Raw genomic sequence first — 24,465 nt, forward strand, 5'->3', positions numbered from 1 at the left:
ATGAGGGCCCCAAGTGAGATACATGCAATAGGGTGAAAGAGACATCACCGGCCTCGGAGCGATGTCTTCAATCGAATCTGGTACTGGGTATCAAAGGAGCTGCCGTGAACCTGTCCGAGACTCCACTTCTCGTTCCATCCGTTCCCACCGACAATGTGACAGACCTGCTTGAGCAGCGTGTCGCCGCGACACCCGACCGAGCGCTGTTTGCGACTCCTGAAGGTGATACGTGGCGAGACATGACCGCTCTCCAGTTTCGCGACAGGGTAGTCGCGGTGGCAAAAGGCCTGGTTGCCGAAGGCGTGCAACCAGGTGATCGCATTGGGTTGATGTGTAAGACGTCGTTCGAGTGGAGCCTCATCGACTTCGCGCTGTTCTACGCCGGAGCCGTCATGGTGCCGATCTACGAGACCTCTTCTGCGCTGCAAGTTCACTGGATCCTCGAAGACTCTGCTGCCCGTGGTGTCATCACCGAGACTGCGGAACACGCGGAGCGGCTTGCTGAGATTCGCGCGGAAGCTCCCGGAGTTGAACTGGAGTGGCGACTCGACCAGGGCGCAATCGACCAGTTGATCTCATCCGGACGCGAGATCCCGAACGAAGAAATTGAACGCCGCCGCAATATCGCGAATGCAGACGATATTGCGACACTGATTTACACCTCGGGATCCACCGGGCGACCGAAGGGGTGCGTGCTTACGCATGCAAACTTCGTAGACCTGTCTCGAAACTCCGCGGCGGCTCTTGGAGAAGTTGTGAACCAGCCAGGAGCCTCCACACTGCTCTTTGTCACGCTGGCACACGTGTTCGCCCGATTTATTTCTATTCTTGCCGTGCATTCTGGGGTGCGAGTCGGGCATCAGCCTGACACCACCAAGCTCCTCCCCTCGCTCGGAAGCTTCCGCCCGACGTTCCTGCTTGCTGTACCCCGCGTGTTCGAGAAGGTCTACAACTCGGCGGAACAGAAAGCAGAGGCAGGCGGTAAGGGCAAGATCTTCCGCGCTGCAGCTCTGGTGGCGGTTCGACATTCTGAGCTGGTGATGGCCGGCGAGAAGGTTCCCTTCGTGTTGGGGATGAAGTTCAAGCTTTTCGACAAGCTGGTCTTCGCCAAGCTGCGTGAAGCCATGGGTGGTCAAGTGAAGTTTGCCGTCTCGGGTTCGGCGCCTCTCAGCCACTATCTCGGACACTTCTACCACAGCCTCGGAATCAAAATCCTCGAGGGCTACGGTCTGACCGAAACCACCGCACCCGTGACGGTGAACTTGCCCGATAAGTTCAAGATCGGCACCGTTGGACCCGCGCTCCCTGGCCACACTGTGCGTATTGCGGAAGACGGCGAGGTCGAGGTTAAGGGTATTGACGTCTTTAAGGAGTATTGGCGAAACCCTGAGGCCACGCGAGCGGTTTTCACTGCAGACGGGTTCTTCAAAACCGGCGATCTGGGGTCACTGGATTCTGACGGGTACCTCACGATCACCGGACGCAAGAAGGAGATCATCGTGACGGCTGGCGGGAAGAACGTTGCTCCTGCGGGGCTTGAGGATCCGATCCGGTCGTTTCCGCTCATCGGTCAGATTGTGGCAGTTGGGGATCAAAAGCCTTTCATTTCAGCACTGATCACGCTCGATGCCGAAATGCTTCCCACATGGTTGAAGAATCACGACCTGAACCCCGAAATGACGCTCGAAGAGGCTGCCGCTCATCCAGCAGTAGTCGCCGAGATTCAGCGAGCTGTCGATCACGGCAACAAGTACGTGTCGCGAGCCGAGAGTATCCGCAAATGGGTGATTTTGCCCACCGAGTTCACCGAAGCGAGCGGTCACCTCACTCCCAAAATGAGTATCAAGCGAGACAACATCTTGCGCGACTACGCAGGTGAGATCGCGAAGATCTACGGAGACAATCCCCAAACGGAAGCGGTCAATACCGCCGTCTAGACAAGGCTCGTCACACACCGAGAGACCCTCCCCAGCTTGATCAGTTGGGGAGGGTCTCTCTGCATGTCACCGACAGTTTGGTTCAGAACCAGCGTGAGTCGCGTATCTTCCTCATCGCCTCTCCCCGAGTCTCACGGTCGAGTCGACTGATGTAGAGCTTCCCGTCGAGATGGTCACATTCGTGCTGAAGGGCCTGGGCCGTGAGGCCTTCACCCGCGATCACCACCTCAGCCCCGTCAAGGTCAATCCCCCGTACCGTAGCTCTCGGGTACCTGGGCACCTCGAACCACAGGTCGGGCACGGAGAGACAGCCCTCTCCTGTTGGGACAGGTTCACCCGCGAGTTCGACGATCTCGGGGTTGAGAATGTACCTGACACGGCCCTCAAGGTGCAAACTGAAGGCTCGCTGAGTACGTCCGATCTGCGTGGCGGCAAGACCAGCCCGACCGTCGAACGCGACTGTGTCACAAAGGTCCTCGACGAGCGCGCGCACACCACCATCGATACTCGTGATGGGCTCACACACCGTATTCAACACGGGATCGCCGAACAATCGAATCTCTCGAACAGCCACGACGCGTTACTCCTCCTCGATCACCAGCAACAAGTCACCGGCCTCGACCCCACGAGCTTCTCGGAAGGTCAGCCTCTTGACGATTCCAGCGATTGGAGCTGTGATGGCCGCTTCCATCTTCATCGCCTCAATAGTAGCCACCGGCTGTCCTGCTGACACCGGGTCACCCACCGAAATCTTCTGAGTGACGGTGCCAGAGAACGGCGCAGCCACGTGACCCGCACGATCGGGGTCGGCCTTCTCTGCAGCTTCAACGGTGGATGTCACCCGGTCGTCTTTCACGAAGACAGGCCTAAGCTGTCCGTTCACCCGCACCATGACCGTACGGATTCCCTTGTCGTCCGCCTCACCGATGGCTTCGAGACCGACGTAGAGGCGGACCCCGCGGCCAAGATCAACCGCGTGCTCGGCCCCCGACTCTAGGCCATAGAGGTAGTCGCCAGTGTGCAACACCGAGAGATCGCCGAAACGTTCCCGCGTGGAGGCAAACTGCGCCGTCGGCCCGGGGAAGAGCAGTCGGTTGAGCGCGTCGCGCCTTTCCGACTGTGACCCATTCAACAGCGCAGCATCTGCCTCGGGTACAGGGGCCACGTCAATGGACACAGTCCGTCCAGCCAAGACTTTGCTGCGGAACGGCTCAGGCCAACCGCCGGGAATCTCGCCAAGTTCTCCGGCAAGGAAACCCACCACGGAATCTGGAATGTCGTATTTTTCCGGATGGGCCTCAAAATCTGCCGGGTCGGCATCTACCGCCGCCAAATGCAAGGCGAGGTCACCAACTACCTTCGAAGAGGGCGTAACCTTGGGAATCCGCCCCAGGATCCTATCCGCGGCCGCATACATATTTTCGATCTTCTCGAAGTTATCGGACAGGCCCAGTGCGATTGCCTGCTGGCGCAGGTTCGAAAGCTGTCCACCGGGAATCTCGTGTGTATAGACCCGGCCCGTGGGTGACGGGAGTCCGGACTCGAATGGGCGATAAACAGTTCTTACTGCATCCCAATACGGTTCGAGTTCATAGACTGCCTCAGCACTCAGGCCAGTGTCGCGCTCAGTGTGTGCAAGAGCCGCAACAAGCGATGACAGCGAGGGCTGCGATGTCGTTCCCGCCATCGGCGCGGAAGCAGCATCAACCGCGTCAACACCCGCGGCTGACGCGGCAAGGAGGGTTGCCAGCTGACCACCAGGCGTGTCATGAGTGTGCAGGTGAACAGGCAGGTCAAATCGCTCACGCAGTGCCGTCACGAGCTTGCTCGCGGCAGCGGGCCGCAACAGCCCCGCCATATCTTTAATCGCGAGAATGTGCGCGCCAGCGTCGACAATGCGCTCCGCTAGGTGCAAGTAGTAGTCGAGAGTGTATTTGTTCTCCGCCGGATCAATCAGATTGCCCGTATATGACATGGCAACCTCAGCAACGGCGGTCCCGGTCTCCCGCACCGCGTCGATCGCCACCCGCATCTGATTCACGTCGTTCAGTGCATCGAAGATCCGGAAAATATCCACCCCGGTTGACGCTGCTTCGCGCACGAACACCTGTGCCACCTGAGCCGGGTACGGCGTGTATCCGACAGTGTTTTGGCCGCGCAAGAGCATCTGAATCGGAACGTTGGGGAGGGCCTCACGCAGTGCGGCAAGGCGATCCCACGGATCCTCCGCAAGAAAGCGGAGCGCCACGTCGTAGGTTGCGCCACCCCAGGCCTCAACCGAAAGCAGCTCTGGCGTGAGACGTGCGACGTGTGGCGCGACCGCAACCAGGTCCCGGCTCCGGACTCGGGTCGCGAGCAGTGACTGGTGCGCATCGCGGAACGTCGTCTCAGTAACGGCGAGGGCAGTTTGCTCTCGCAGGGACCTGGCGAACCCTTCGGGGCCAAGCTGCAGCAGGCGCTGCCGGTTTCCCTCTGGGACGGCCCGATCAAGGTCGACCACCGGGAGTTTCACCTCTGGTCCGATCAGGCTTGGTCGCGCCCCGTGTGGTTGGTTCACCGTGACGTCAGCGAGGTATTGCAGCACGCGGGTCGCGCGATCCTGGGGTTTGTTCAGTGTGAGAAGTTCTGGTCGCTCCTCAATAAACGAGGTGCTGACATCACCGGCCTGGAAATCAGGGTCATCCAGAACGGCCTGAAGGAACGGGATGTTGGTCGCAACTCCGCGGATGCGGAACTCGGCGAGTGCGCGTCGCGCCCGCACCACCGCTGCGCCAAAATCACGACCACGGCACGTCAACTTTGCGAGCATCGAGTCGAAGTGGGGGCTGATGTGCGCACCGGGGTTGATGGTGCCACCATCTAGGCGAACACCTCCGCCACCCGGCGACCGATAGGTCGTGATCCTCCCAAGATCGGGCCGGAAGCCGTCTGCAGGATTCTCCGTGGTGATGCGGCACTGCAGTGCAGCGCCCCGAAGCTGAATTCGGTCCTGGGTCAGGCCCAGCTGTTCGAGGGTCTCGCCCGCTGCGATGCGCATCTGGGCCTGCACAAGATCCACATCGGTAACTTCTTCGGTCACCGTGTGCTCAACCTGAATACGTGGGTTCATCTCAATGAAGACGTGCTGGCCCGCGCGCTCCCCCTCGGTGTCCAGGAGAAACTCGACCGTGCCCGCGTTTTCGTAGCCGATCGACCTCGCAAAGGCGATGGCATCTCGAGTCAGCAGATCCCGAACTCTTGGATCGAGGTTTGGTGCGGGCGCAATCTCGATGACCTTCTGATGCCGCCGCTGAACCGAGCAATCGCGCTCATACAGATGCACCGTTTCACCCGAACGGTCCGCGAGGATTTGCACCTCGATGTGCCGGGGGCGAAGCACGGCCTGCTCGATAAACATCGTGGAGTCACCGAATGCGCTCTCGGCTTCACGCATCGCAGCTTCAAGCGCGTCACGGAGATCCTCCTCGCGCTCGACACGCCGCATTCCTCGCCCGCCGCCGCCAGCGACCGCTTTCGCAAACACTGGAAATCCAATCTCGCGGGCACCCTCGATGAGTTCGTCGAGGTTCCGGGAGGGTTCGGTCGACCGGAGTACGGGCACGCCAGCTGCAATCGCGTGATGCTTCGCCGCGACCTTGTTGCCCGCCATCTCGAGCGCGGCCTGGCCGGGACCGATAAAGGTGATACCCGCAGCTTCTGCAGCTGCTGCCAGGTCGGGGTTCTCTGAGAGAAATCCATATCCGGGATAGATTGCGTCGGCACCGCATTCACGCGCGACACGAACAATCTCACTGACATCGAGGTACGCGCGCACCGGGTGACCTTCGGTTCCGATCACATACGCTTCGTCCGCCTTCAAACGGTGCAACGAATTGCGGTCTTCATATGGAAACACTGCCACCGTTTTCGCGCCGAGCTCGTATGCGGCCCGAAACGCCCGAATGGCAATTTCCCCACGGTTTGCGACCAAGATCTTCTTGAACATGTGGCTCCTATGCCTCTTGCGCCCAGCAAAATACAAATGCCCAGAGCCAGCTTATACGTCGACACAACGCAAACCGTCTCGATGTCAAGAGACTTCAGAAGCGCTACCAGCACACCCAGTGAACGCAAGGGCACTTTCCCATAGACTCAAGGGGTGCATGTACTCAGTGTGAGCTCCCTCAAAGGCGGCGTCGGTAAGACCACTGTGGCTCTGGGCCTGGCTTCCGCGGCGTTCTCGCGCGGCCTGCGCACCCTTGTGGTTGACCTTGATCCGCAGGCCGACGTATCTACTGGAATGGATGTGAACCCAGACGGGTACTCCAATATTTCTGACGTACTCGAGAACCCGAAAGAAAAGACCGTTCGTGCTGCCATTGCACCGAGCGGTTGGAACCAGCACCACGAAGGGTCAATTGACCTGCTCGTGGGAAGTCCCTCTGCCATCAATTTCGACGGGCCGCACCCGTCCGTTCGTGAGATCTGGAAGCTGGAAGAGGCGCTCGCGAGCGTAGAGAAAGATTACGATCTCGTCCTGATCGATTGCGCGCCATCGCTGAATGCCCTCACTCGAACCGCCTGGGCGGCGAGCGATCGCGTGTTGGTGGTCACTGAGCCAGGGCTCTTCGCGGTCTCGGCAGCAGACCGTGCCCTCCGCGCTATTGAAGAGATCCGGCGTGGGGTAAGCCCACGACTGCAGCCGCTTGGGATCCTCATCAACAGAACTCGGCCACAGTCGATGGAACATCAGTTCCGCATCAAGGAATTGAAGGAGATGTTCGGCCCACTCGTGCTCAGCCCCCAACTTCCCGAGCGCACGTCTCTGCAGCAGGCCCAGGGTGCCGCGAAGCCGGTACACATGTGGCCGGGCGAGGCCGCACAGGAGATGGCAGGCTACTTCGATCAAGTTCTCGATCGGGTGATGCGATCGGCCGGGATCGACGGGATCGTCGCGGGTGAGGGTGCGCCAACAACTCCTGGCCATGCGATCGTCTCTGATGAACCCGCAGAAGATCTCACTGTAGTGACTGACCCGACAGGTTCCGCGAAGTAACCAGCCGCAGGTTTGAGGTCGGTTCTTCCGCCCGCACAGGTTATTGCGACGAAGCCGTCTAGGAGATCTTGCGAGCTTCCCTGCGTGCGGACAGTTCGTCGCCTGCGCTCTCGATCGATGCTGAGCGGTGCTCGTCCATATCCACGAGCGACGTTTCTACTTCGCGCAGCACTTTCCCCACAGCAATCCCAAACACGCCCTGACCACGACTCACCAGGTCAATCACCTCGTCATTCGACGTACACAGGTAGACGCTCGCTCCATCACTCATCAGCGTTGTCTGCGCGAGGTCGTGCACACCGGACTCGTTCAGCTGACCAACAGCGGTTCGAATCTGCTGCAACGAGATCCCTGTGTCGAGGAGTCGCTTCACTAGTTTGAGCACCAAGATGTCCCGAAAACCGTACAGCCGCTGGGACCCTGATCCGCTCGCGCCCTGCACAGTCGGCTCAACCAGCCCAGTACGAGCCCAATAGTCGAGCTGACGATAGCTGATCCCTGCTGCCCGCGCTGCGACCGCGCCCTTGAACCCACCATCCTTGTTGGGTTGAGGCAGACCATCGTCAAAGAGGGTTGCAGAAATCGTCGATCCTGGCGGCGTCGAAACCAAGTTCTCCATCGCAGTCCTCTCCGGCAGCGCATCGTGCGCTTAATTCTCTTAACGGTATCTAGGGTGATGCATCGGTGCAACGACCGACGCACCGAAACTTTTGGTGTGTCGCGACGACTATCGTCGACTCAGGCTGCGGTGCAACACGCCGCCACGGACGGTCTCCATGAGCTCCGCGATCTCAAGGGCACCCTCTGTGCCTCCTGGGCTGTCACTGCGCATCCCGCGAGATTCGATTGAGTGGGAAATGAGCTCCGCATCACGCTCAGCCGCGGCGCGCATTGCTCGGAGATGGCGAGGTGTAATCCCCCGCTCAGCAAGTCGCATAAGTGCACTGAGTTCAGCCACCGATTCATAGGGAAACACCTCTGCTGCGGGCAGGAGGCCTGCAGCAATCGCATCTCCGATGAATCGCGCTGAGGCCCCCGTCAATCGCTGAAGCTCATCACGGGAGAGAAGCCGCTGAGGCCGGAGAATGCTTGAGGCGCTGCGCGGTGCTGCGCCCGGAATAACCGGATCCCTGCCCTGGTCCACCTCTTCCAGCACCTCAGCAATGACCTTCAGGGGAAGGTAGTGGTCTTTCTGGAGCGTCAAGATCAGCCTGAGTCGCTCAATGTGAGCCTGCGAGAACTTGCGATACCCCGATTTGGTGCGCTCGGGAGAAATCAGCCCTTGCTCCTCGAGGAAGCGCAACTTAGACGGGCTGAGATCGCAGAATTCGTCCTGCAGTCGTTCTAGCACGTGACCGATACTGAGGAGCCCTGCGCTGTCGTGCGCTCGGGCGGACTTCACTGACATGCTATCCCTGGTAGGGGAGGTCGAATCGCGAAGCGAAGAACGTGAACTTGAATTTGCCCACCTGCACTTCGACCCCGTCTTCCAGCGTGCGATCACCGTCAATTCGGTAACCATCCACGTAGGTGCCATTCAGTGAGCCTAGGTCATGCACGAGAAACCTCACTCCGACGCGTCGAAACTCAGCATGCTTTCGCGAGACCGTGACGTCATCGAGAAAGATATCAACCTCTGGGTGCCTGCCCGCAACCGTGATGGCTTGGTCAAGCAGAAAACGTGCCCCCAGATTTGCCCCACGGCGAACGACGAGCAATGCAGCGCCCGACGGCAGTGCCTGCACCGCGTCTTGCTCCCCCACGCTCAGGTCTGTCGTACGGGCCCGCACCATGGCTCCCACCTCGCCACGAAACTGCTCGGTCGATCTCACCTCGGTTTGGTCATCCCGGCGTGCCTGATCCTCTGCATTCACGTCGTCACTCACCTCCGGCTTTTCGCCTCCCGCCAGCCTCTCAGCCTGATTCCACTACGCTATCGCAGCTCGAGCGCAGCCGCATCTCAATCTCGGCGAGTTGGGTCGACGATCCGAATGGCACACACGCTCCTGAAAATCGCTGAGTCACTAGGCCTCGTGCGATTCAAGGAAGTCATAGACCTCATGCGAGTCAACGCCGGGAAAGGTGCCTGTCGGAAGCGCCGCGAGGAGACTCGTGGGTGTCGCTGCTTCCGGCCAAGCAGCGGCCTCCCACTTCCGGGTGAGCTCATCCGAAGCGCGACGACAGCATCGCTCATCGGGACAGAATGACTGAGTGCGATGCGCAGTCTCACGGCCACGGAACCACTTGACTGCGTCAAATGGCACCCCGACGCTCACCGAATACTGCCCTTCCTTCGCTTTCTCAACACGAGAGGTACACCAATAGGTGCCTCCGGCTGCCATGTCGGTGTATTGGTACCAAGGGTTGAAGAGATCAGGCTGACTGAATACCGTGCGTGCCGTCCAGTTTCGGCAGACCATCGCTCCCTCGAAATTGCCCAACGCGTCAGAGGGGAATCGCACGCCATCATTCTCATAGGCTTTGATGAGCGTGCCTGATTCGTGCACTTTCATAAAGTGCACATCCAGGTCAAGGTGTTCGGTGGCGAGATTCGTGAATCTATGAGCGGCCATTTCATACGAGACCCCAAAGGCGTCGCGCAGATCCTCCATCGAGATCTGTCGCTGCTTCTTTGCTTCTCGGAGTTGACCCACCGCGCTCTTCTCGGGCAACAACACAGCACCCGCAAGATAATTCGCCTCCACACGCTGCCGAAGAAACTCACCGTAGCTCCGCGGCTCCTCATGTCCACACACGAGACTTGCGAGAGCGCGAACAATCGGTGCTCGCGCATCACGAGACGGAAGACTTGAACTCAAATAGATTCGATGGTTTCGCTGGTCAATCACCGAACGAGTCGAGTGCGGCAAATCACCCACATAGTGAAGGGTGAATCCAATTTTTTCCGCGATGCTTGAGATCAGCTGTTGCGAGACGGGACCCCCGATATACCCAACACCCTCCAACAACTGCCTGGCTTCACCCTCAAGCTCCGAGTAATAGTTGCCGCGAATGCGCATTTCAGCACGCAACTCGGTGTTCGCGCGCCTCGCTTCCTCAGGAGTTGCCGCTCGTTCGCGGTGCAAGCGCTCCACTTCCTGATGAAGCCCGAGCACCGCTTTGAGTGTGTCATCGGGTGTGGTCTTGGAGACCCTGATCGGCTGAATGCCCAGAGACTGAAAGACGGATCCTCGCTGCGCCCGCTCCACCGAGATTTCGAGGGCCGCTCGTTCGCTCGGAGCCTCGTCCATCAAGAGTTCGTCCACAGAGCAGTCAAGTGCCAGCGCCAGCGCGCGAAGGATCGGCAAACTCGGTTCTCGCTTCCCGTTCTCTATTGCCGACACCTGGGAGGGGGCTCGTTCGATCGCAGCTGCAAGCTGTTCGAGCTTCAGGCCGAGCTGAGTGCGTCGCTCGCGCACCCGGCGACCTAAGGTCAACGCGTCAGCAGCTTCTTCTTCAGGCGCGACAGCAGCCACCGGCACTGTCTGGCGCAAGGGTTCACGGCTTCCTGCCGCAGGGCCAGCAGTCCCACGATGCACCGCGGTCCGTCGCTGTTCGCTGTTCGCGAGGTTGATGGAGTTCATAGCTCCATGGTGCCAGACAGGGATTCTTTCGCCAAACGAAAATACTCCAAAATTTCACATCCTATTGGGGCTATCGAGCCCTGCTCTGGCACGCAGGATGGAATCACACCGATGAATCTCTCGCTGTTCCACACACAGATTCGTACGTCAGAAGGACACAAAGATCATGACCACCTTGCAGACCACAAAGCACACCCCGCGCACGTCAACACAGGCCGAACCACGTGTCGAAGTGCTGGGCCGGCCGATGCTGCGCAGTGACGAAATCCTCACAGCTGAGGCGCTGCAGTTCCTCACCGAGTTGCACCATCGTTTTGCAGGATCTCGCCACGATCGCCTTGCCGATCGCCAACGCCGTCGATTCGAGATAGGTAACGGGCGCGACCCTGAGTTCCGCGAGGAGACCCGCGCAATTCGGGAGGACAAGAGCTGGAAGGTCGTCGGACCCGGGCCAGGTCTTGAGGACCGGCGCGTCGAGATCACCGGACCCACCGATCCAAAAATGACCATCAACGCGCTCAACTCCGGTGCACGCGTGTGGCTCGCTGACCAGGAAGATGCAACCAGCCCGACATGGGCCAATGTGATCGGAGGTCAGATCTCGTTATTCGATGCGATTCGGGATCAGCTGAGCTACACGAGCCCCGAAGGCAAAGAGGATCGAGTGACGGCAGAGCGCACACCGACGATTGTGATGCGACCGCGCGGCTGGCACCTCGTAGAGAAGCACATTCGCTTCGTTGATGCGCACGGGCGGGCCGGTGCCGCCTCGGGCAGCCTGGTTGACTTCGGCCTGTACGCCTTTCACAATGCTCGTGAACTGGTCGAACGGGGGCGTGGACCGTACTTCTACATTGCGAAGTTGGAGTCAAGCGAGGAAGCGAAACTGTGGGATGACATCTTCACATTCACCGAGCGTAAGCTCGGGCTCGACCACGGCACTATCCGCGCCACAGTGCTGATTGAGACCCTTCCGGCGGCGTTTGAGATGGACGAGATCCTCTACGTAATGAAGGACCATGTCGCCGGTCTCAACGCTGGCCGCTGGGACTACATCTTCTCAATCATCAAGAACTACCGGGGTCGGGGTGCCCGCTTCGTTCTGCCCGATCGCAGCGAGGTGACCATGACGGTTCCCTTCATGCGCGCCTACACTGAGTTGCTCGTGCAGACGTGTCATCAGCGTGGTGCCCACGCCATCGGCGGCATGAGTGCTTTCATCCCGAATCGGAGTAACCCAGAGGTCACAGCGCTGGCAGAAGAGAAGGTTCGCGCTGACAAACACCGCGAAGCCGCCGATGGATTCGATGGCACCTGGGTGGCGCACCCCGACCTGATCCCGGTGGCTCAGGCCGAGTTCGATGCAGTGCTCGGAGATCGACCGAATCAGGTGGACCGCCAGCGGAACGACGTGCATGTCACCGCTGCCCAGCTCCTCGATGTGCACATTGGCCGCGAGATCACAGAGGCTGGAGTGCGCGACAACGTCTCTATCGGCCTGCGCTATATCGAGGCCTGGCTGCGCGGCCTCGGTGCTGTGGCAATCGACAACCTCATGGAAGACGCGGCAACCGCTGAGATCAGCCGTTCACAAATATGGCAGTGGATCCACCAGGATCAGTCGACAGCAGATGGGACGCGCATTACCAGGGAATGGGTGGAGGAAATTGTGCGGGAAACTGCCCAGGGCTTCGAACGTTTCCCCGGGGATCGGTTCGAGGACGCGATTGAACTCTTCGAGGATGTGGCGTTGGGCGAGCAGTTCCCCACTTTCCTGACACTCCCCGCCTACAGCCGCTATCTCGTAGATGCCTAGCACCGCCCCCCGCTGGAGACACCACCAGCAGCGCCCACAGGTCGACCTTCACCCTCGGCCTGTGGGCGCTGTTATTCCCTCTCTGAATTCGCTCGTTCGATCGCCGGACCTAGCTCGTCAACGACCAGAGTCTCGGTGTCGTACTGCCCTGTGCGGTAGGCGGCGCGACCCACCATGTGGGCGGCAACCGGGGCTGTTAACGACTGGAACACAAATACTGGAATCAGCGAGAGCAACGTCACCCACGAGCGTTGATCCAAAGCGATCGCCGCGATGATCAGGAGCAAACCAAAGACTTGTGGCTTCGTGGCAGCGTGCAACCTGCTCAGTGCGTCAGGAAAACGCAAGAGCCCTATGCCAGCGGCGACAGAAAACGCGGTGGCCGCAATAACACACACCAACGCCAAAACATCCATGATCTGCTCAATCATTGGGAACCTCCCCAGGGCCCGCTGGACCAGTTGACCGCGCGCGTCGCTTGACATAGCGTGCGACAACAATGGTTGCGAGCACCGCGGTGGCGGCGATTGCCGTCATGAGCGGTATTCCATCGACGTGATTACGCAGCACCATGTCGGTTCCGACCGCAATGATGAGCGTGGTGAGCAATACGTCAGAGGCGATCATTCGATCGAGGATGGTGGGCCCGCGCACGATACGGATGACAGACAAGAGCGCGGTCAGGGTGAGACCAGCAACGGCAAATACCACGGCAATGTGAGACAGCACGGTCATGAGAGCTCCCTCAGGTCTCGCTTCGACCCAATTGCGCGGATCAGTAGCTCTTCGATGTCAAGGGCCGCTTGTATGGCGTGCTGCGTTTCGCGGTCTGTCGGAGTGTTCAGAACGTGGAGATACAAAGTGGATCCGTATCGATCCACTTCTACGATGAGGGAACCCGGGATGAGCGAGGCGGTGAGCCCCACCATGGTCAGAATAAAATCCGACTCCGTACGCAGTCGCACAGCGACGATCGAGGTCTTCGGCGGGGGCCCCGGGCGAAGAGTGAGCCAGGCAACCTGCACCGAGGCAATAGCGAGGTGCCAGAAAAAATAGAGCACGTAGCGAAGTGCCCACCAGACATTGAAGCGCGCGGCGATGAGAACCGGAGGCAAGTAGAAGAGTCGCACGGCGAAGAGCGCAACAACTATCCCGCTAGTGACCGACATCAGACTCACTTCGTGCCATAACGCCACCCAGGTGAGTGTCAATCCAATAAGCAGCGGAAGCTCGCTCAATTTGAGCAGTCGCTCCCGTCGTCTCGCCTCACGACCCATTTTCCACCTCGTCCAGCTGCCCGGCGTCAGGGACAACGTTTCCCGGAGGCTCGGTGCGACCGCTTCCTCCTCCCAGCCGTGATTCTTCACTCGGTTCGAGGACCAACCGCGCAATCTCTGCGGGCTGGGTGAGCATTTCACCTGCACGTTCAGAGTAGGCGTAGAGTGGTCCGGCGAAAAGCGTCAGCACCACACTGACTACCACCATTCCGGTGGTAGCACCGACCATGAGACCCGGGATCTGTCGCTGCTCTTGTCGGGGAATCGCATCGGGGGCACCATGTAAGCGGTGGAGCAGCGCATCTTCCCGGTCTCTGAGCATCAGAGCCTCTGTGGAGGTCGTAGGTGCAGCACCCGGTTCCCCGAGAGCGGCAGCCCGTGTACGCCAGAAGGCTAGGCTCCACACACGCGCCAGTGCGTAAAGCGTGAGCAACGACACGAGTGCCCCCACACCCATGAGCCAATAGGTGCCCGGCGTGGCAAGCTCTGCTCCTGCTTCAAATAGCCCGAGCTTGCCGATGAAGCCCGAGAAGGGAGGGATCCCCCCGAGATTGAGCATGGGGATAAAGAACAGTATTGCAATGACCGGCGCTGCCCGAAGCAGTCCACCGAGCGACGTGAGCGAGGTGGATCCACCCTGCCGCTCGATGAGCCCCACCGCAAGGAACAGGGTCGTCTGCACGATGATGTGGTGGGCTATGTAGTAGATGGTTGCGCCGAACCCGGCCGCGGTTGCCATTCCAATCCCAAAGATCATGTACCCGATATGGCTGATCAGAGTGAACGAAAGAAGTCGTTTGATGTCGAGTTGGGATACCGCCCCCAGTATCCCGACAATCAAAGTGAGTCCAGCGATGACCAACAGCAGGTTATCGACACTCGACTGCGGGAATAACTGGGTCTGGCTCCGAATAATCGCATACACACCGACCTTCGTCAGAAGACCCGCAAACACCGCGGTAACCGGCGCTGGTGCAGTAGGGTACGAGTCTGGAAGCCAGAACGCGAGTGGGAAGATTGCCGCTTTGATGCCGAAAGCGATGAGGAGTAGCAGGTTGAGAATGAGCTGAACTTCACCCGGCAGCTCTGCAATACGGATCGTGAGTTGTGCCAGATTAACGGTGCCCGTGGCCGCGTAAATCACGCCGATGCCTGCGAGGAACAGGATCGAGGAAACGAGTGAGACCACGACATAGGTCACACCAGCCCGTATTCGTGGAGCGGTTCCTCCAAGGGTGATGAGAACATAGCTAGCCACCAGCAGGATCTCGAATCCAACGTACAGGTTGAAGAGGTCACCCGCGATAAACGCGTTACAGACACCGGCACCCAGGACCAGGTAGGTCGGATAGTAGATAGATACGGGTGTATCCTCGTCGCCATCTGCCAGACCCTGACCGAGTGAAAACAGGAGCACCGCGAGCAGCACGATCGCTGAGACAACGAGCATGAGTGCCGAGAGCCGGTCAACGACGAGCGAAATGCCGTAGGGGGCCGCCCAGCCCCCAACCTGCATGACCAAGGGCCCACTGGTATCCACGGCCCACATCAAGATGAGGCTCACTGTGAGCATCGCGATCAGGGCGCCGACGGTGATCGCCTGTTGGGCGCGCCTATTTCCCGGAAGCGCGAGCGTCAACGCTGCGCAGCCCAAAGGAATGAGCACGACGAGTGGGATCCAAGCGTTCATCGCTCTTCCTCCACTTCGTTTTCCGACTTTGCGAACTCCTGGGTTTCCGCAAGATCCACATCAGTGACTTCTTCAGTGGTGAAATCGTCTGCTTCCGCAAGCCCCAGCTCTTGCTCCTCAATCCGCACCGAGTCTTCCTCGTCTTGCCGGGAGAGACGCCACGAGCGATAGATCAAGGCAAGCATGAAAGCGCTCACTCCGAACGTGATCACAATTGCTGTTAGCGTCAGGGCCTGCGGTAGCGGGTCACTCATGTCTTCGGCATTTGCCGTGCCGAAAATCGGGGCAACTCCAAAGCCGCCCGAGGAGAGAAACAGCAACAGGTTGGTTGCGTTCCCGACCAGGAGGAAACCAAGCAGCACCCTCGTTAACGAGCGATCTAGCAAGAGATACACCCCGCCGGCGTACAGCACCACCATCACAAGAACGAGAATGAGAGGCATGGTCATCGCTGCTCACCCCGTGACGCCTTCGCCGATTCACTATCCAATTCTTCCTGCCGATCCACTTCGGCACCAAGACTGCGGAGCACGTCGAGGATGAGCCCAAAGACCACAAGGTAGACCCCTACGTCAAAGAGGGTCGAAGAGACAAGGGGAAGTATGCCGAACGGTCCGAGGTCAAGATCGATCCAAGATGAAGCCAACGCGGCCTGTCCAAAGAAGATTGGCAAGATCGCCATCGTGGTGGCAAGTGCTAGACCAGCCCCGAGGATTCGGCCGGCGTCAACGGGCACGGTCGCACCGAGTTCGGCGCGACCACCTGTGAGATAACGCGCGACGAGGGCGAGCCCTGCCACGAGGCCTCCCGCGAATCCGCCGCCTGGGGTGTTATGACCACTCAGGAGGAGGTAGAAGGAGAGCAAAATAAGCGCGTGAAAGACCACTCTCACGACGACTTCCAAGATTATGGATCGCCGGGACGGATCGAGGTCTTTACCTGCGAGCAGCCACGTGCTCCGCTGCGCCGAATCATGAGGATCATCGACACGCTTGAGATAGTCCCGAACCCGAATCCGAGCAGCACGGCGCGAGAGCTTCGGCAAAGTATCAATGCGGGTCTTAACAAACACCAGTGATGCGACCCCGGTAGCAGCAGCAAGAACTACCGAGAGCTCCCCCAGGGTGTCCCACCCACGAATATCGACCAGGGTTACATTTACAACATTGAAGCCGTGGCCCCCAGCGTATGCGAGCTCAGGAAATTGCAGGGAAATTGGTTCGGCAACTCTTGCCCCCATGGCGATGAGCGCGACTGCTCCCAGGGTGAGACCCACGGCCAGCCCAATGACCGCTCGCAACACGTGCTTTGCGCGGGAGGCACGGACACCGATGTGCTGGGGTAAACGCCGAATGACCAGCACAAAGGCGATCAACGTGACCGTCTCCACCAGGGCCTGGGTGAGTGCCAAGTCCGGTGCACCGTGCAACATAAAGATAGAGGCCATCCCATAGCCGGTAACACCCACGAGAACGACCGCTTGAAATCGAGTGCGAGCCCGAAGCGCAAACAGTGTTGCAAGAATCATCACGACAGCAATTGGAACCTGAGCAGGTGACGTCGTCCACTCAACACTCCTCGGCCAAGGCGCCGTCGCGATCACGGGCACTGTGAGTGCGCCAACCAAGACAATAAGAATCACCGAAAGGTAGAACGGCAATGATCCGCGTTGCGTGAGCGAGGTGAGTCTGATGGCGAAGATATCGATCCAGTGGGTGATCAGCCAATAGATATGTGAACCGGAGAAACGCTCGGGCACCCCAGCAAATCTCAAAGTAAGTCGACTCACGAGGAACGTGAGACCCACACCCAAGCCAATCACCAGCGCAGATACCCCCAGGGCTGGGGTGAACCCGTGCCAAAGTGCCAGATGCTCTGGTACCACGCTCGACGGCTGAATCGCGAGCTGCAGCCAAGGATCAATCAGGGGTGCGGCAAGGCCCGAGGCGAGTGCGATCACGGCGAAGACCATTGGTGCGAAAAGAATAGTCGGAGATTCGCGGTGCACAAGCGTGCAGGTATCAACCGCCCGTTTCGTTGCAAATGCGCCCCACAGGAAGCGGCCCATATAGGCAACCGTGAGCACGCTGCCCAGAATGGAAACTATGAACGCTACCCCTGCAAGAGGAGTCGTTTGCGAAAGCACGATGAGCTCGGTGAAGACAGCTTCTTTCGCCACGAATCCAATGAAAGGAGGAAATCCCACCATCGAGGCTGTCGCAACTACTGTGATGACAGTGAGCGCTGGGACCTGACGCCCGAGGCCACTGAGCTTGCGGAGGTCACGTGTACCAGCGCCATGATCGATGATGCCGACAGCGAGAAAGAGCGGTGCCTTCGCTACCGCGTGAGCGAAAAGCAGCGCGAGACCGGCAAAATCGGTGAGGGGGTCGGCCAATCCGAAGATCATGACGAGAAATCCGAGCTGGCTCACGGTTCCGTGAGCGACGATCAGTTTAACGTCAAACTGTCGCAGTGCCCGAATACCGCCATTCAGCATCGTGATTGCGCCCAGAATAACTAGAGTCTCTCGGTAGCCGGGAACATCACCGAAGCCGGGACCCATCCGCGCGATGAGGTATACCCCTGCCTTGACCATCGCTGCAGCATGAAGATAAGCACTAACCGGAGTAGGCGCAGCCATCGCTCCAGGAAGCCAGAAGTGAAATGGGAAGATCGCGGACTTTGAGAGCGCACCCACGAGCACCAGGAAAACTGCAACGGTAGCAGATACACCGGTGGGAGGAGATTCAACAATCTCGGAAAGATTCGCGGTTCCTGCAGCCACTGCGAGGATGACAAGACCCACGAGCATCGCGAGGCCCCCGAGGGTTGTCACGATGAGAGCTTGAAGTGCCGCGGATCGCGCAGTGCGCTGACGCTGCGAGTGACCGATCAGCAAGAAGGAGAAGACCGTCGTAGCTTCCCAAAAGATGAAAAGTAGGAAGACATTATCCGAGAGCACAAGCCCGAGCATCGAGACAGTGAAGCCGACGAACACCGCGCCGAACCTCGCGAGTCCGTCCTCGGAGTCTTGAAAGTAGTTGCGACAGTACACAAGAATGAGGGCTCCCGCCCCGGTCACCAACAGCGCAAACATGAAAGAGAGCGCGTCAAGTCGAAAGACTAGGTTGAGCGACAGCTGCGGGATCCATGAGGCTGACTCAACGAGGACGCTACCTGCAAGTACGGGCCCAGCCTGAGCGATAAAGGCGAAGAATAGAGCCGCGGGCACTAACGCGACGATCAGAAATCCGTTGCTGTGGAAACGACGGATCACAGGATAGGCAATGACTGCGGTGATGGAGAGCGCCAAAAGCGCGGTTACCATCACACCCATGCGCATCCTCCTCTAGCGTCCCAAATAAGTCTATCGGAGTTGAAATTTCCAAAAAAAGGGGCTGGTCTCTTTTGAGACCAGCCCCTTAACAAAGAGGTCCGGCGGTGTCCTACTCTCCCACACCCTCCCGAGTGCAGTACCATCGGCGCAGTCAGCCTTAGCTTCCGGGTTCGGAATGTAACCGGGCGTTTCCCTGACGCTATAACCACCGTAACACTATTGACATACCAAAACCCACCCACCCAAACCCCAACAAGAGTTCAAGCACCAGGTCGTGGCCGTACGTCAAGAACCACAAAGCGGACGCGAAACATCGTTAGAAGGACCAAACTCACACTTACTCATGCATAAATGATTATCAAGCCATCGGCTTATTAGTACCAGTCAGCTCCACACCTTACAGTGCTTCCACATCTGGCCTATCAACCCAGTAATCTCCTGGGAGCCTCACCACCACAAGGGTGACGGAAATCTCATCTCGAGGCCGGCTTCCCGCTTAGATGCTTTCAGCGGTTATCCATCCCGAACGTAGCCAACCAGCCATGCCCTTGGCAGAACAACTGGCACACCAGAGGTCCGTCCAACCCGGTCCTCTCGTACTAGGGTCAGATCCTCTCAAATTTCCAACGCGCGCAGAGGATAGGGACCGAACTGTCTCACGACGTTCTAAACCCAGCTCGCGTACCGCTTTAATGGGCGAACAGCCCAACCCTTGGGACCTACTCCAGCCCCAGGATGCGACGAGCCGACATCGAGGTGCCAAACCATGCCGTCGATATGGACTCTTGGGCAAGATCAGCCTGTTATCCCCGAGGTACCTTTTATCCGTTGAGCGACAGCGCTTCCACAAGCCACTGCCGGATCACTAGTCCCGACTTTCGTCCCTGCTCGACCTGTCAGTCTCACAGTCAAGCTCCCTTGTGCACTTACACTCGCCACCTGATTGCCAACCAGGTTGAGGGAACCTTTGGGCGCCTCCGTTACTCTTTAGGAGGCAACCGCCCCAGTTAAACTACCCACCAGGCACTGTCCCAGAACCCGATCAGGGTCCGTAGTTAGATATCCAATATGACCAGAGTGGTATTTCAACAATGACTCCACAAGAACTAGCGTCCCTGCTTCACAGTCTCCCACCTATCCTACACAAGCCACACCGAACACCAATACCAAGCTGTAGTAAAGGTCACGGGGTCTTTCCGTCCTTCTGCGCGTAACGAGCATCTTTACTCGTAATGCAATTTCGCCGAGTTCATGGTGGAGACAGCTGGGAAGTCGTTACGCCATTCGTGCAGGTCGGAACTTACCCGACAAGGAATTTCGCTACCTTAGGATGGTTATAGTTACCACCGCCGTTTACTGGGGCTTAAATTCAAAGCTTCACCCCGAAGGGTTGACCTCTCCTCTTAACCTTCCAGCACCGGGCAGGCGTCAGTCCGTATACATCCAATTGCTTGTTCGCACGGACCTGTGTTTTTAGTAAACAGTCGCTTCCCACTGGTCTCTGCGGCCACCACACCCTTTCCGGAGTAAATCCGTATAAGTGGATGGCCCCCCTTCTCCCGAAGTTACGGGGGCATTTTGCCGAGTTCCTTCACCATGATTCTCTCGATCTCCTTAGTATTCTCTACCTGACCACCTGTGTCGGTTTGGGGTACGGGCGGCTAAAACCTCGCGCCGATGCTTTTCTTGGCAGCATAGGATCACTGACTTCCCCTTACGGGTCCCCATCACATCTCACCCTCAAATGAACCGCGGATTTGCCTACGGTTCGGGCTACATGCTTAGCCCGGGACAACCATCGCCCGGGACCAGCTACCTTCCTGCGTCACACCTGTTAATACGCTCACCTCACCAATTCGGGTTCGTACACTCCGAAAGGAAATCACCCGAAGGATCAAACCCAACTTCACATACTTAGCACTCATGGATCAGCGTTTGACGGTTTTTCGCCGGTACGGGAATATCAACCCGTTGTCCATCGACTACGCCTGTCGGCCTCGCCTTAGGTCCCGACTTACCCAGGGCAGATTAGCTTGACCCTGGAACCCTTGGTCTTCCGGAGGACGGGTTTCTCGCCCGTCTTTCGCTACTCATGCCTGCATTCTCACTCGTGTGGGCTCCACGGCTGGATCACTCCGCCGCTTCACTGCCCACACGACGCTCTCCTACCCATCCAACGGACTGAACCACGAAGGCTTGTCTATACGCTGAATGCCGCAACTTCGGTGGCGTGCTTGAGCCCCGTTACATTGTCGGCGCGGAATCACTTGACCAGTGAGCTATTACGCACTCTTTCAAGGGTGGCTGCTTCTAAGCCAACCTCCTGGTTGTCACAGCAACTCCACATCCTTTTCCACTTAGCACGCGCTTTGGGACCTTAGTTGGCGATCTGGGTTGTTTCCCTCTCGACTATGAAGCTTATCCCCCACAGTCTCACTGCTGCGCTCTCACTTACCGGCATTCGGAGTTTAGCTGACGTCAGTAACCTTGTAGGGCCCATCGGCCATCCAGTAGCTCTACCTCCGGTAAGAAACACGCAACGCTGCACCTAAATGCATTTCGGAGAGAACCAGCTATCACGAAGTTTGATTGGCCTTTCACCCCTATCCACAGCTCATCCCCTCAGTTTTCAACCTAAGTGGGTTCGGTCCTCCACGACGTCTTACCGTCGCTTCAACCTGGCCATGGATAGATCACTTCGCTTCGGGTCTAGGACACGCGACTGAATCGCCCTATTCAGACTCGCTTTCGCTACGGCTTCCCCACACGGGTTAACCTCGCCACATGCCGCTAACTCGCAGGCTCATTCTTCAAAAGGCACGCTGTCACAGCAACAAGGCTGCTCCAACGGATTGTAAGCAAACGGTTTCAGGTACTATTTCACTCCCCTCCCGGGGTACTTTTCACCTTTCCCTCACGGTACTAGTCCGCTATCGGTCATCTGGAAGTATTTAGGCTTATCAGGTGGTCCTGACAGATTCACACGGGATTTCTCGGGCCCCGTGCTACTTGGGATACACACCACGCGGCCAAGCCATTTCGAGTACGGGATTCTCACCCTCTCCGATCAGCCATTCCAAGCTGTTCCTCTATAACTTGACGCTCACGTCGAAGACTCGGCAGAATCTCCAGGCATGTCCCACAACCCCGACCATGCAACCCCTGCCGGGTATCACACATGACCGGTTTAGCCTGATCCAGTTTCGCTCGCCACTACTCCCGGAATCACTATTGTTTTCTCTTCCTGTGGGTACTGAGATGTTTCACTTCCCCACGTTCCCTCTACCCGCCCTATATATTCAGGCGGGAGTCACCAGGCACGCACGCGCCCTGGCGGGGTTTCCCCATTCGGAAATCCTCGGATCACAGCTTGTTTATCAACTCCCCGAGGCTTATCGCAGATTACTACGTCCTTCTTCGGCTCCAGATGCCAAGGCATCCACCGTTTGCTCTTTAAAACTTGAAATCACATAAGTAAAGAGAATAAACACGCACACCACCCCGAAAGGCAATCCACGCGCTCAGACCTTATTTCATGAAACACATTGTGTTTCAAAGATGCTCGCGTCCACTGTGTAGTTCTCAACGTACGGTCGATCCCCCCACCATAAGCAACACGTCTCACAGCGAAGGGTCAGAAACCAAGCCCACCCACACCCCCAAAAGAGCACGAACGGTCTAGGCCTCCAGGACCCAATAATGTGCACAAAACGGACACCCACCACCATGACAGAGAGTTCCAACAAACCCGAAGACTTGCGTACTACCCCCACCACACCAGCAGACACCCTGTTGTCAAATGTTCCACCCATGAGCACCCAGCACCACACACTCGGTGATGATCTGGGCAATCTACGAAACCAAAGGTTCCGAGTGCTCCTTAGAAAGGAGGTGATCCAGCCGCACCTTCCGGTACGGCTACCTTGTTACGACTTAGTCCTAATCACCAGTCCCACCTTCGACGGCTCCCTCCACAAGGGTTAGGCCACCGGCTTCGGGTGTTACCGACTTTCATGACTTGACGGGCGGTGTGTACAAGGCCCGGGAACGTATTCACCGCAGCGTTGCTGATCTGCGATTACTAGCGACTCCGACTTCATGGGGTCGAGTTGCAGACCCCAATCCGAACTGAGACCGGCTTTTTGGGATTCGCTCCACCTCGCGGTATCGCAGCCCTTTGTACCGGCCATTGTAGCATGCGTGAAGCCCAAGACATAAGGGGCATGATGATTTGACGTCATCCCCACCTTCCTCCGTGTTGACCACGGCAGTATCCCATGAGTTCCCACCATAACGTGCTGGCAACATAGGACGAGGGTTGCGCTCGTTGCCGGACTTAACCGAACATCTCACGACACGAGCTGACGACAACCATGCACCACCTGTAAACGAGTGTCCAAAGAGTTGACCATTTCTGGCCCGTTCTCGAATATGTCAAGCCTTGGTAAGGTTCTTCGCGTTGCATCGAATTAATCCGCATGCTCCGCCGCTTGTGCGGGCCCCCGTCAATTCCTTTGAGTTTTAGCCTTGCGGCCGTACTCCCCAGGCGGGGAACTTAATGCGTTAGCTACGACACAGAACCCGTGGAACAGGCCCTACATCTAGTTCCCAACGTTTACGGCATGGACTACCAGGGTATCTAATCCTGTTCGCTCCCCATGCTTTCGCTCCTCAGCGTCAGTTACGGCCCAGAGATCTGCCTTCGCCATTGGTGTTCCTCCTGATATCTGCGCATTCCACCGCTACACCAGGAATTCCAATCTCCCCTACCGCACTCTAGCCTGCCCGTACCCACTGCAAGCCCGAGGTTGAGCCTCGGGTTTTCACAGCAGACGCGACAAGCCGCCTACGAGCTCTTTACGCCCAATAATTCCGGACAACGCTTGCACCCTACGTATTACCGCGGCTGCTGGCACGTAGTTAGCCGGTGCTTTTTCTGCAGGTACCGTCACTTGCGCTTCTTCCCTACTAAAAGAGGTTTACAACCCGAAGGCCGTCATCCCTCACGCGGCGTTGCTGCATCAGGCTTGCGCCCATTGTGCAATATTCCCCACTGCTGCCTCCCGTAGGAGTCTGGGCCGTGTCTCAGTCCCAGTGTGGCCGGTCACCCTCTCAGGCCGGCTACCCGTCGTCGCCTTGGTGAGCCATTACCTCACCAACTAGCTGATAGGCCGCGAGTCCATCCATCACCAATAAATCTTTCCAACAACTGACCATGCGGCCGCTGTTCATATCCAGTATTAGACGCCGTTTCCAGCGCTTATCCCAGAGTGATGGGCAGGTTACTCACGTGTTACTCACCCGTTCGCCACTCTTCCACCCAGCAAGCTGGGCTTCATCGTTCGACTTGCATGTGTTAAGCACGCCGCCAGCGTTCGTCCTGAGCCAGGATCAAACTCTCCGTAAAATACTGATGTCACAAACCAGCGGAATAAGCCAGCAAGCAACGAGTTTGACCTGACAAACAAAAACAAACCATCAACCAACCCCCAAAGGAGGCCAGTACTGACAATCCGAATTATTCATCCAAAAGAATCACACCACCGAAACCCATACAGGCCCCGATGACGGGATATAAAATTTGGCATTTGACAATTAAGTGCACACTATTGAGTTCTCAAGGACCAGACACCCCCCGTAACGACCCGCAGGCCCTCCGAAGAGCAACTTTCCTAACTTACCACACCCAAATCATCCCTGCAAATCGATGAACCAGCGAACCAGTAACGATCAACAATGATTTCCCACGCCCGAAGACCCGAGACCACACAAGGTGGTGAGAGAGG

15 protein-coding genes and 3 rRNA genes are annotated in these 24,465 nt (G+C 58.0%); 3 read left to right on the forward strand and 15 right to left on the reverse strand.

Going from position 1 to position 24,465, the window contains the following annotated elements; all coding sequences use genetic code 11:
* Window positions 1-104: 104 nt before the first annotated feature.
* Complete coding sequence (locus ACR0R4_RS07045; protein WP_433646623.1) at window positions 105-1,937, forward strand: AMP-dependent synthetase/ligase; 1,833 nt, start codon at window positions 105-107, stop codon at window positions 1,935-1,937.
* A gap of 82 nt (window positions 1,938-2,019) precedes the next feature.
* Here ACR0R4_RS07045 and def read toward each other — a convergent pair whose 3' ends face one another.
* Together def and ACR0R4_RS07055 are read right to left on the reverse strand one after the other, a co-directional pair.
* Complete coding sequence (gene def / locus ACR0R4_RS07050) at window positions 2,020-2,511, reverse strand: peptide deformylase (protein WP_433646624.1); 492 nt, start codon at window positions 2,509-2,511, stop codon at window positions 2,020-2,022.
* A 6-nt stretch (window positions 2,512-2,517) separates the two neighbouring features.
* A complete protein-coding gene (locus ACR0R4_RS07055) occupies window positions 2,518-5,922 on the reverse strand; it encodes a pyruvate carboxylase (protein ID WP_433646625.1) in 3,405 nt (1,134 codons plus the stop codon).
* 153 nt (window positions 5,923-6,075) lie between these two features.
* Between ACR0R4_RS07055 and ACR0R4_RS07060 the strand changes: the two genes are divergently transcribed.
* The gene (locus tag ACR0R4_RS07060) at window positions 6,076-6,972 is read left to right on the forward strand and encodes a ParA family protein (protein ID WP_433646626.1); all 897 of its coding nucleotides are present in this window, start codon (window positions 6,076-6,078) and stop codon (window positions 6,970-6,972) included.
* A gap of 58 nt (window positions 6,973-7,030) precedes the next feature.
* Here the strand turns inward: ACR0R4_RS07060 and ACR0R4_RS07065 are convergent, their stop codons facing one another.
* From ACR0R4_RS07065 to ACR0R4_RS07080, 4 genes are all read right to left on the reverse strand, one after another.
* Complete coding sequence (locus ACR0R4_RS07065) at window positions 7,031-7,591, reverse strand: MerR family transcriptional regulator (RefSeq protein WP_433646627.1); 561 nt, start codon at window positions 7,589-7,591, stop codon at window positions 7,031-7,033.
* A gap of 108 nt (window positions 7,592-7,699) precedes the next feature.
* Complete coding sequence (ftsR, locus tag ACR0R4_RS07070) at window positions 7,700-8,380, reverse strand: transcriptional regulator FtsR (protein WP_433646628.1); 681 nt, start codon at window positions 8,378-8,380, stop codon at window positions 7,700-7,702.
* Window position 8,381: 1 nt separating this feature from the next.
* Window positions 8,382-8,846: an FHA domain-containing protein gene (locus tag ACR0R4_RS07075; RefSeq protein ID WP_433646629.1), complete on the reverse strand. Its 465-nt coding sequence runs from the start codon at window positions 8,844-8,846 to the stop codon at window positions 8,382-8,384.
* Window positions 8,847-8,996: 150 nt separating this feature from the next.
* Window positions 8,997-10,556 (reverse strand): helix-turn-helix domain-containing protein, encoded by a 1,560-nt coding sequence (locus ACR0R4_RS07080; RefSeq protein WP_433646630.1) that lies wholly within the window; start codon window positions 10,554-10,556, stop codon window positions 8,997-8,999.
* A gap of 166 nt (window positions 10,557-10,722) precedes the next feature.
* Here ACR0R4_RS07080 and aceB point away from each other — a divergent pair, with 166 nt between their 5' ends.
* A complete protein-coding gene (aceB, locus tag ACR0R4_RS07085) occupies window positions 10,723-12,372 on the forward strand; it encodes a malate synthase A (protein ID WP_433646632.1) in 1,650 nt (549 codons plus the stop codon).
* Between the two features lie 71 nt (window positions 12,373-12,443).
* Here the strand turns inward: aceB and mnhG are convergent, their stop codons facing one another.
* The 9 genes from mnhG to ACR0R4_RS07130 all read right to left on the reverse strand — a co-directional run bounded on the left by mnhG (window position 12,444) and on the right by ACR0R4_RS07130 (window position 24,086).
* Window positions 12,444-12,803: a monovalent cation/H(+) antiporter subunit G gene (gene mnhG, locus ACR0R4_RS07090; RefSeq protein WP_433646634.1), complete on the reverse strand. Its 360-nt coding sequence runs from the start codon at window positions 12,801-12,803 to the stop codon at window positions 12,444-12,446.
* Complete coding sequence (locus tag ACR0R4_RS07095; RefSeq protein ID WP_433646636.1) at window positions 12,796-13,107, reverse strand: MrpF/PhaF family protein; 312 nt, start codon at window positions 13,105-13,107, stop codon at window positions 12,796-12,798. The genes mnhG and ACR0R4_RS07095 overlap by 8 nt, the downstream gene beginning before the upstream one ends.
* Window positions 13,104-13,649 carry a Na+/H+ antiporter subunit E gene (locus ACR0R4_RS07100; protein WP_433646637.1) on the reverse strand — a complete coding sequence of 182 codons (546 nt, stop codon included), beginning with the start codon at window positions 13,647-13,649 and terminating at the stop codon, window positions 13,104-13,106. Before ACR0R4_RS07100 ends, ACR0R4_RS07095 begins: the two co-directional genes overlap by 4 nt.
* A complete protein-coding gene (locus tag ACR0R4_RS07105) occupies window positions 13,639-15,339 on the reverse strand; it encodes a Na+/H+ antiporter subunit D (protein ID WP_433646638.1) in 1,701 nt (566 codons plus the stop codon). The genes ACR0R4_RS07100 and ACR0R4_RS07105 overlap by 11 nt, the downstream gene beginning before the upstream one ends.
* Window positions 15,336-15,788 (reverse strand): sodium:proton antiporter, encoded by a 453-nt coding sequence (locus ACR0R4_RS07110; protein WP_433646639.1) that lies wholly within the window; start codon window positions 15,786-15,788, stop codon window positions 15,336-15,338. Before ACR0R4_RS07110 ends, ACR0R4_RS07105 begins: the two co-directional genes overlap by 4 nt.
* Window positions 15,785-18,679, reverse strand: a complete 2,895-nt coding sequence (locus ACR0R4_RS07115) for a Na+/H+ antiporter subunit A (RefSeq protein ID WP_433646640.1) — start codon at window positions 18,677-18,679, stop codon at window positions 15,785-15,787. The genes ACR0R4_RS07110 and ACR0R4_RS07115 overlap by 4 nt, the downstream gene beginning before the upstream one ends.
* A gap of 96 nt (window positions 18,680-18,775) precedes the next feature.
* Window positions 18,776-18,892, reverse strand: a 5S ribosomal RNA gene (gene rrf, locus ACR0R4_RS07120).
* 141 nt (window positions 18,893-19,033) lie between these two features.
* A 23S ribosomal RNA gene (locus ACR0R4_RS07125) occupies window positions 19,034-22,145 on the reverse strand.
* 418 nt (window positions 22,146-22,563) lie between these two features.
* A 16S ribosomal RNA gene (locus ACR0R4_RS07130) occupies window positions 22,564-24,086 on the reverse strand.
* The 16S, 23S and 5S rRNA genes sit together here, the layout of an rRNA operon.
* Window positions 24,087-24,465: the final 379 nt, after the last annotated feature.

This window comes from Leucobacter fengyongliangi, assembly GCF_050971685.1.
GTDB lineage: Bacteria > Actinomycetota > Actinomycetes > Actinomycetales > Microbacteriaceae > Leucobacter.

Coding starts and splice junctions, on each gene's coding strand:
- ACR0R4_RS07065 (WP_433646627.1), bottom strand. CDS start 7,591: ATGGAGAACTTGGTTTCGACGCCGCCAGGATCGACGATTTCTGCAACC.
- aceB (WP_433646632.1), top strand. CDS start 10,723: ATGACCACCTTGCAGACCACAAAGCACACCCCGCGCACGTCAACACAG.
- ACR0R4_RS07095 (WP_433646636.1), bottom strand. CDS start 13,107: ATGACCGTGCTGTCTCACATTGCCGTGGTATTTGCCGTTGCTGGTCTC.
- mnhG (WP_433646634.1), bottom strand. CDS start 12,803: ATGATTGAGCAGATCATGGATGTTTTGGCGTTGGTGTGTGTTATTGCG.
- ACR0R4_RS07080 (WP_433646630.1), bottom strand. CDS start 10,556: ATGAACTCCATCAACCTCGCGAACAGCGAACAGCGACGGACCGCGGTG.
- ACR0R4_RS07100 (WP_433646637.1), bottom strand. CDS start 13,649: ATGGGTCGTGAGGCGAGACGACGGGAGCGACTGCTCAAATTGAGCGAG.
- ACR0R4_RS07110 (WP_433646639.1), bottom strand. CDS start 15,788: ATGACCATGCCTCTCATTCTCGTTCTTGTGATGGTGGTGCTGTACGCC.
- ACR0R4_RS07105 (WP_433646638.1), bottom strand. CDS start 15,339: ATGAACGCTTGGATCCCACTCGTCGTGCTCATTCCTTTGGGCTGCGCA.
- ACR0R4_RS07055 (WP_433646625.1), bottom strand. CDS start 5,922: ATGTTCAAGAAGATCTTGGTCGCAAACCGTGGGGAAATTGCCATTCGG.
- ACR0R4_RS07115 (WP_433646640.1), bottom strand. CDS start 18,679: ATGGGTGTGATGGTAACCGCGCTTTTGGCGCTCTCCATCACCGCAGTC.
- ftsR (WP_433646628.1), bottom strand. CDS start 8,380: ATGTCAGTGAAGTCCGCCCGAGCGCACGACAGCGCAGGGCTCCTCAGT.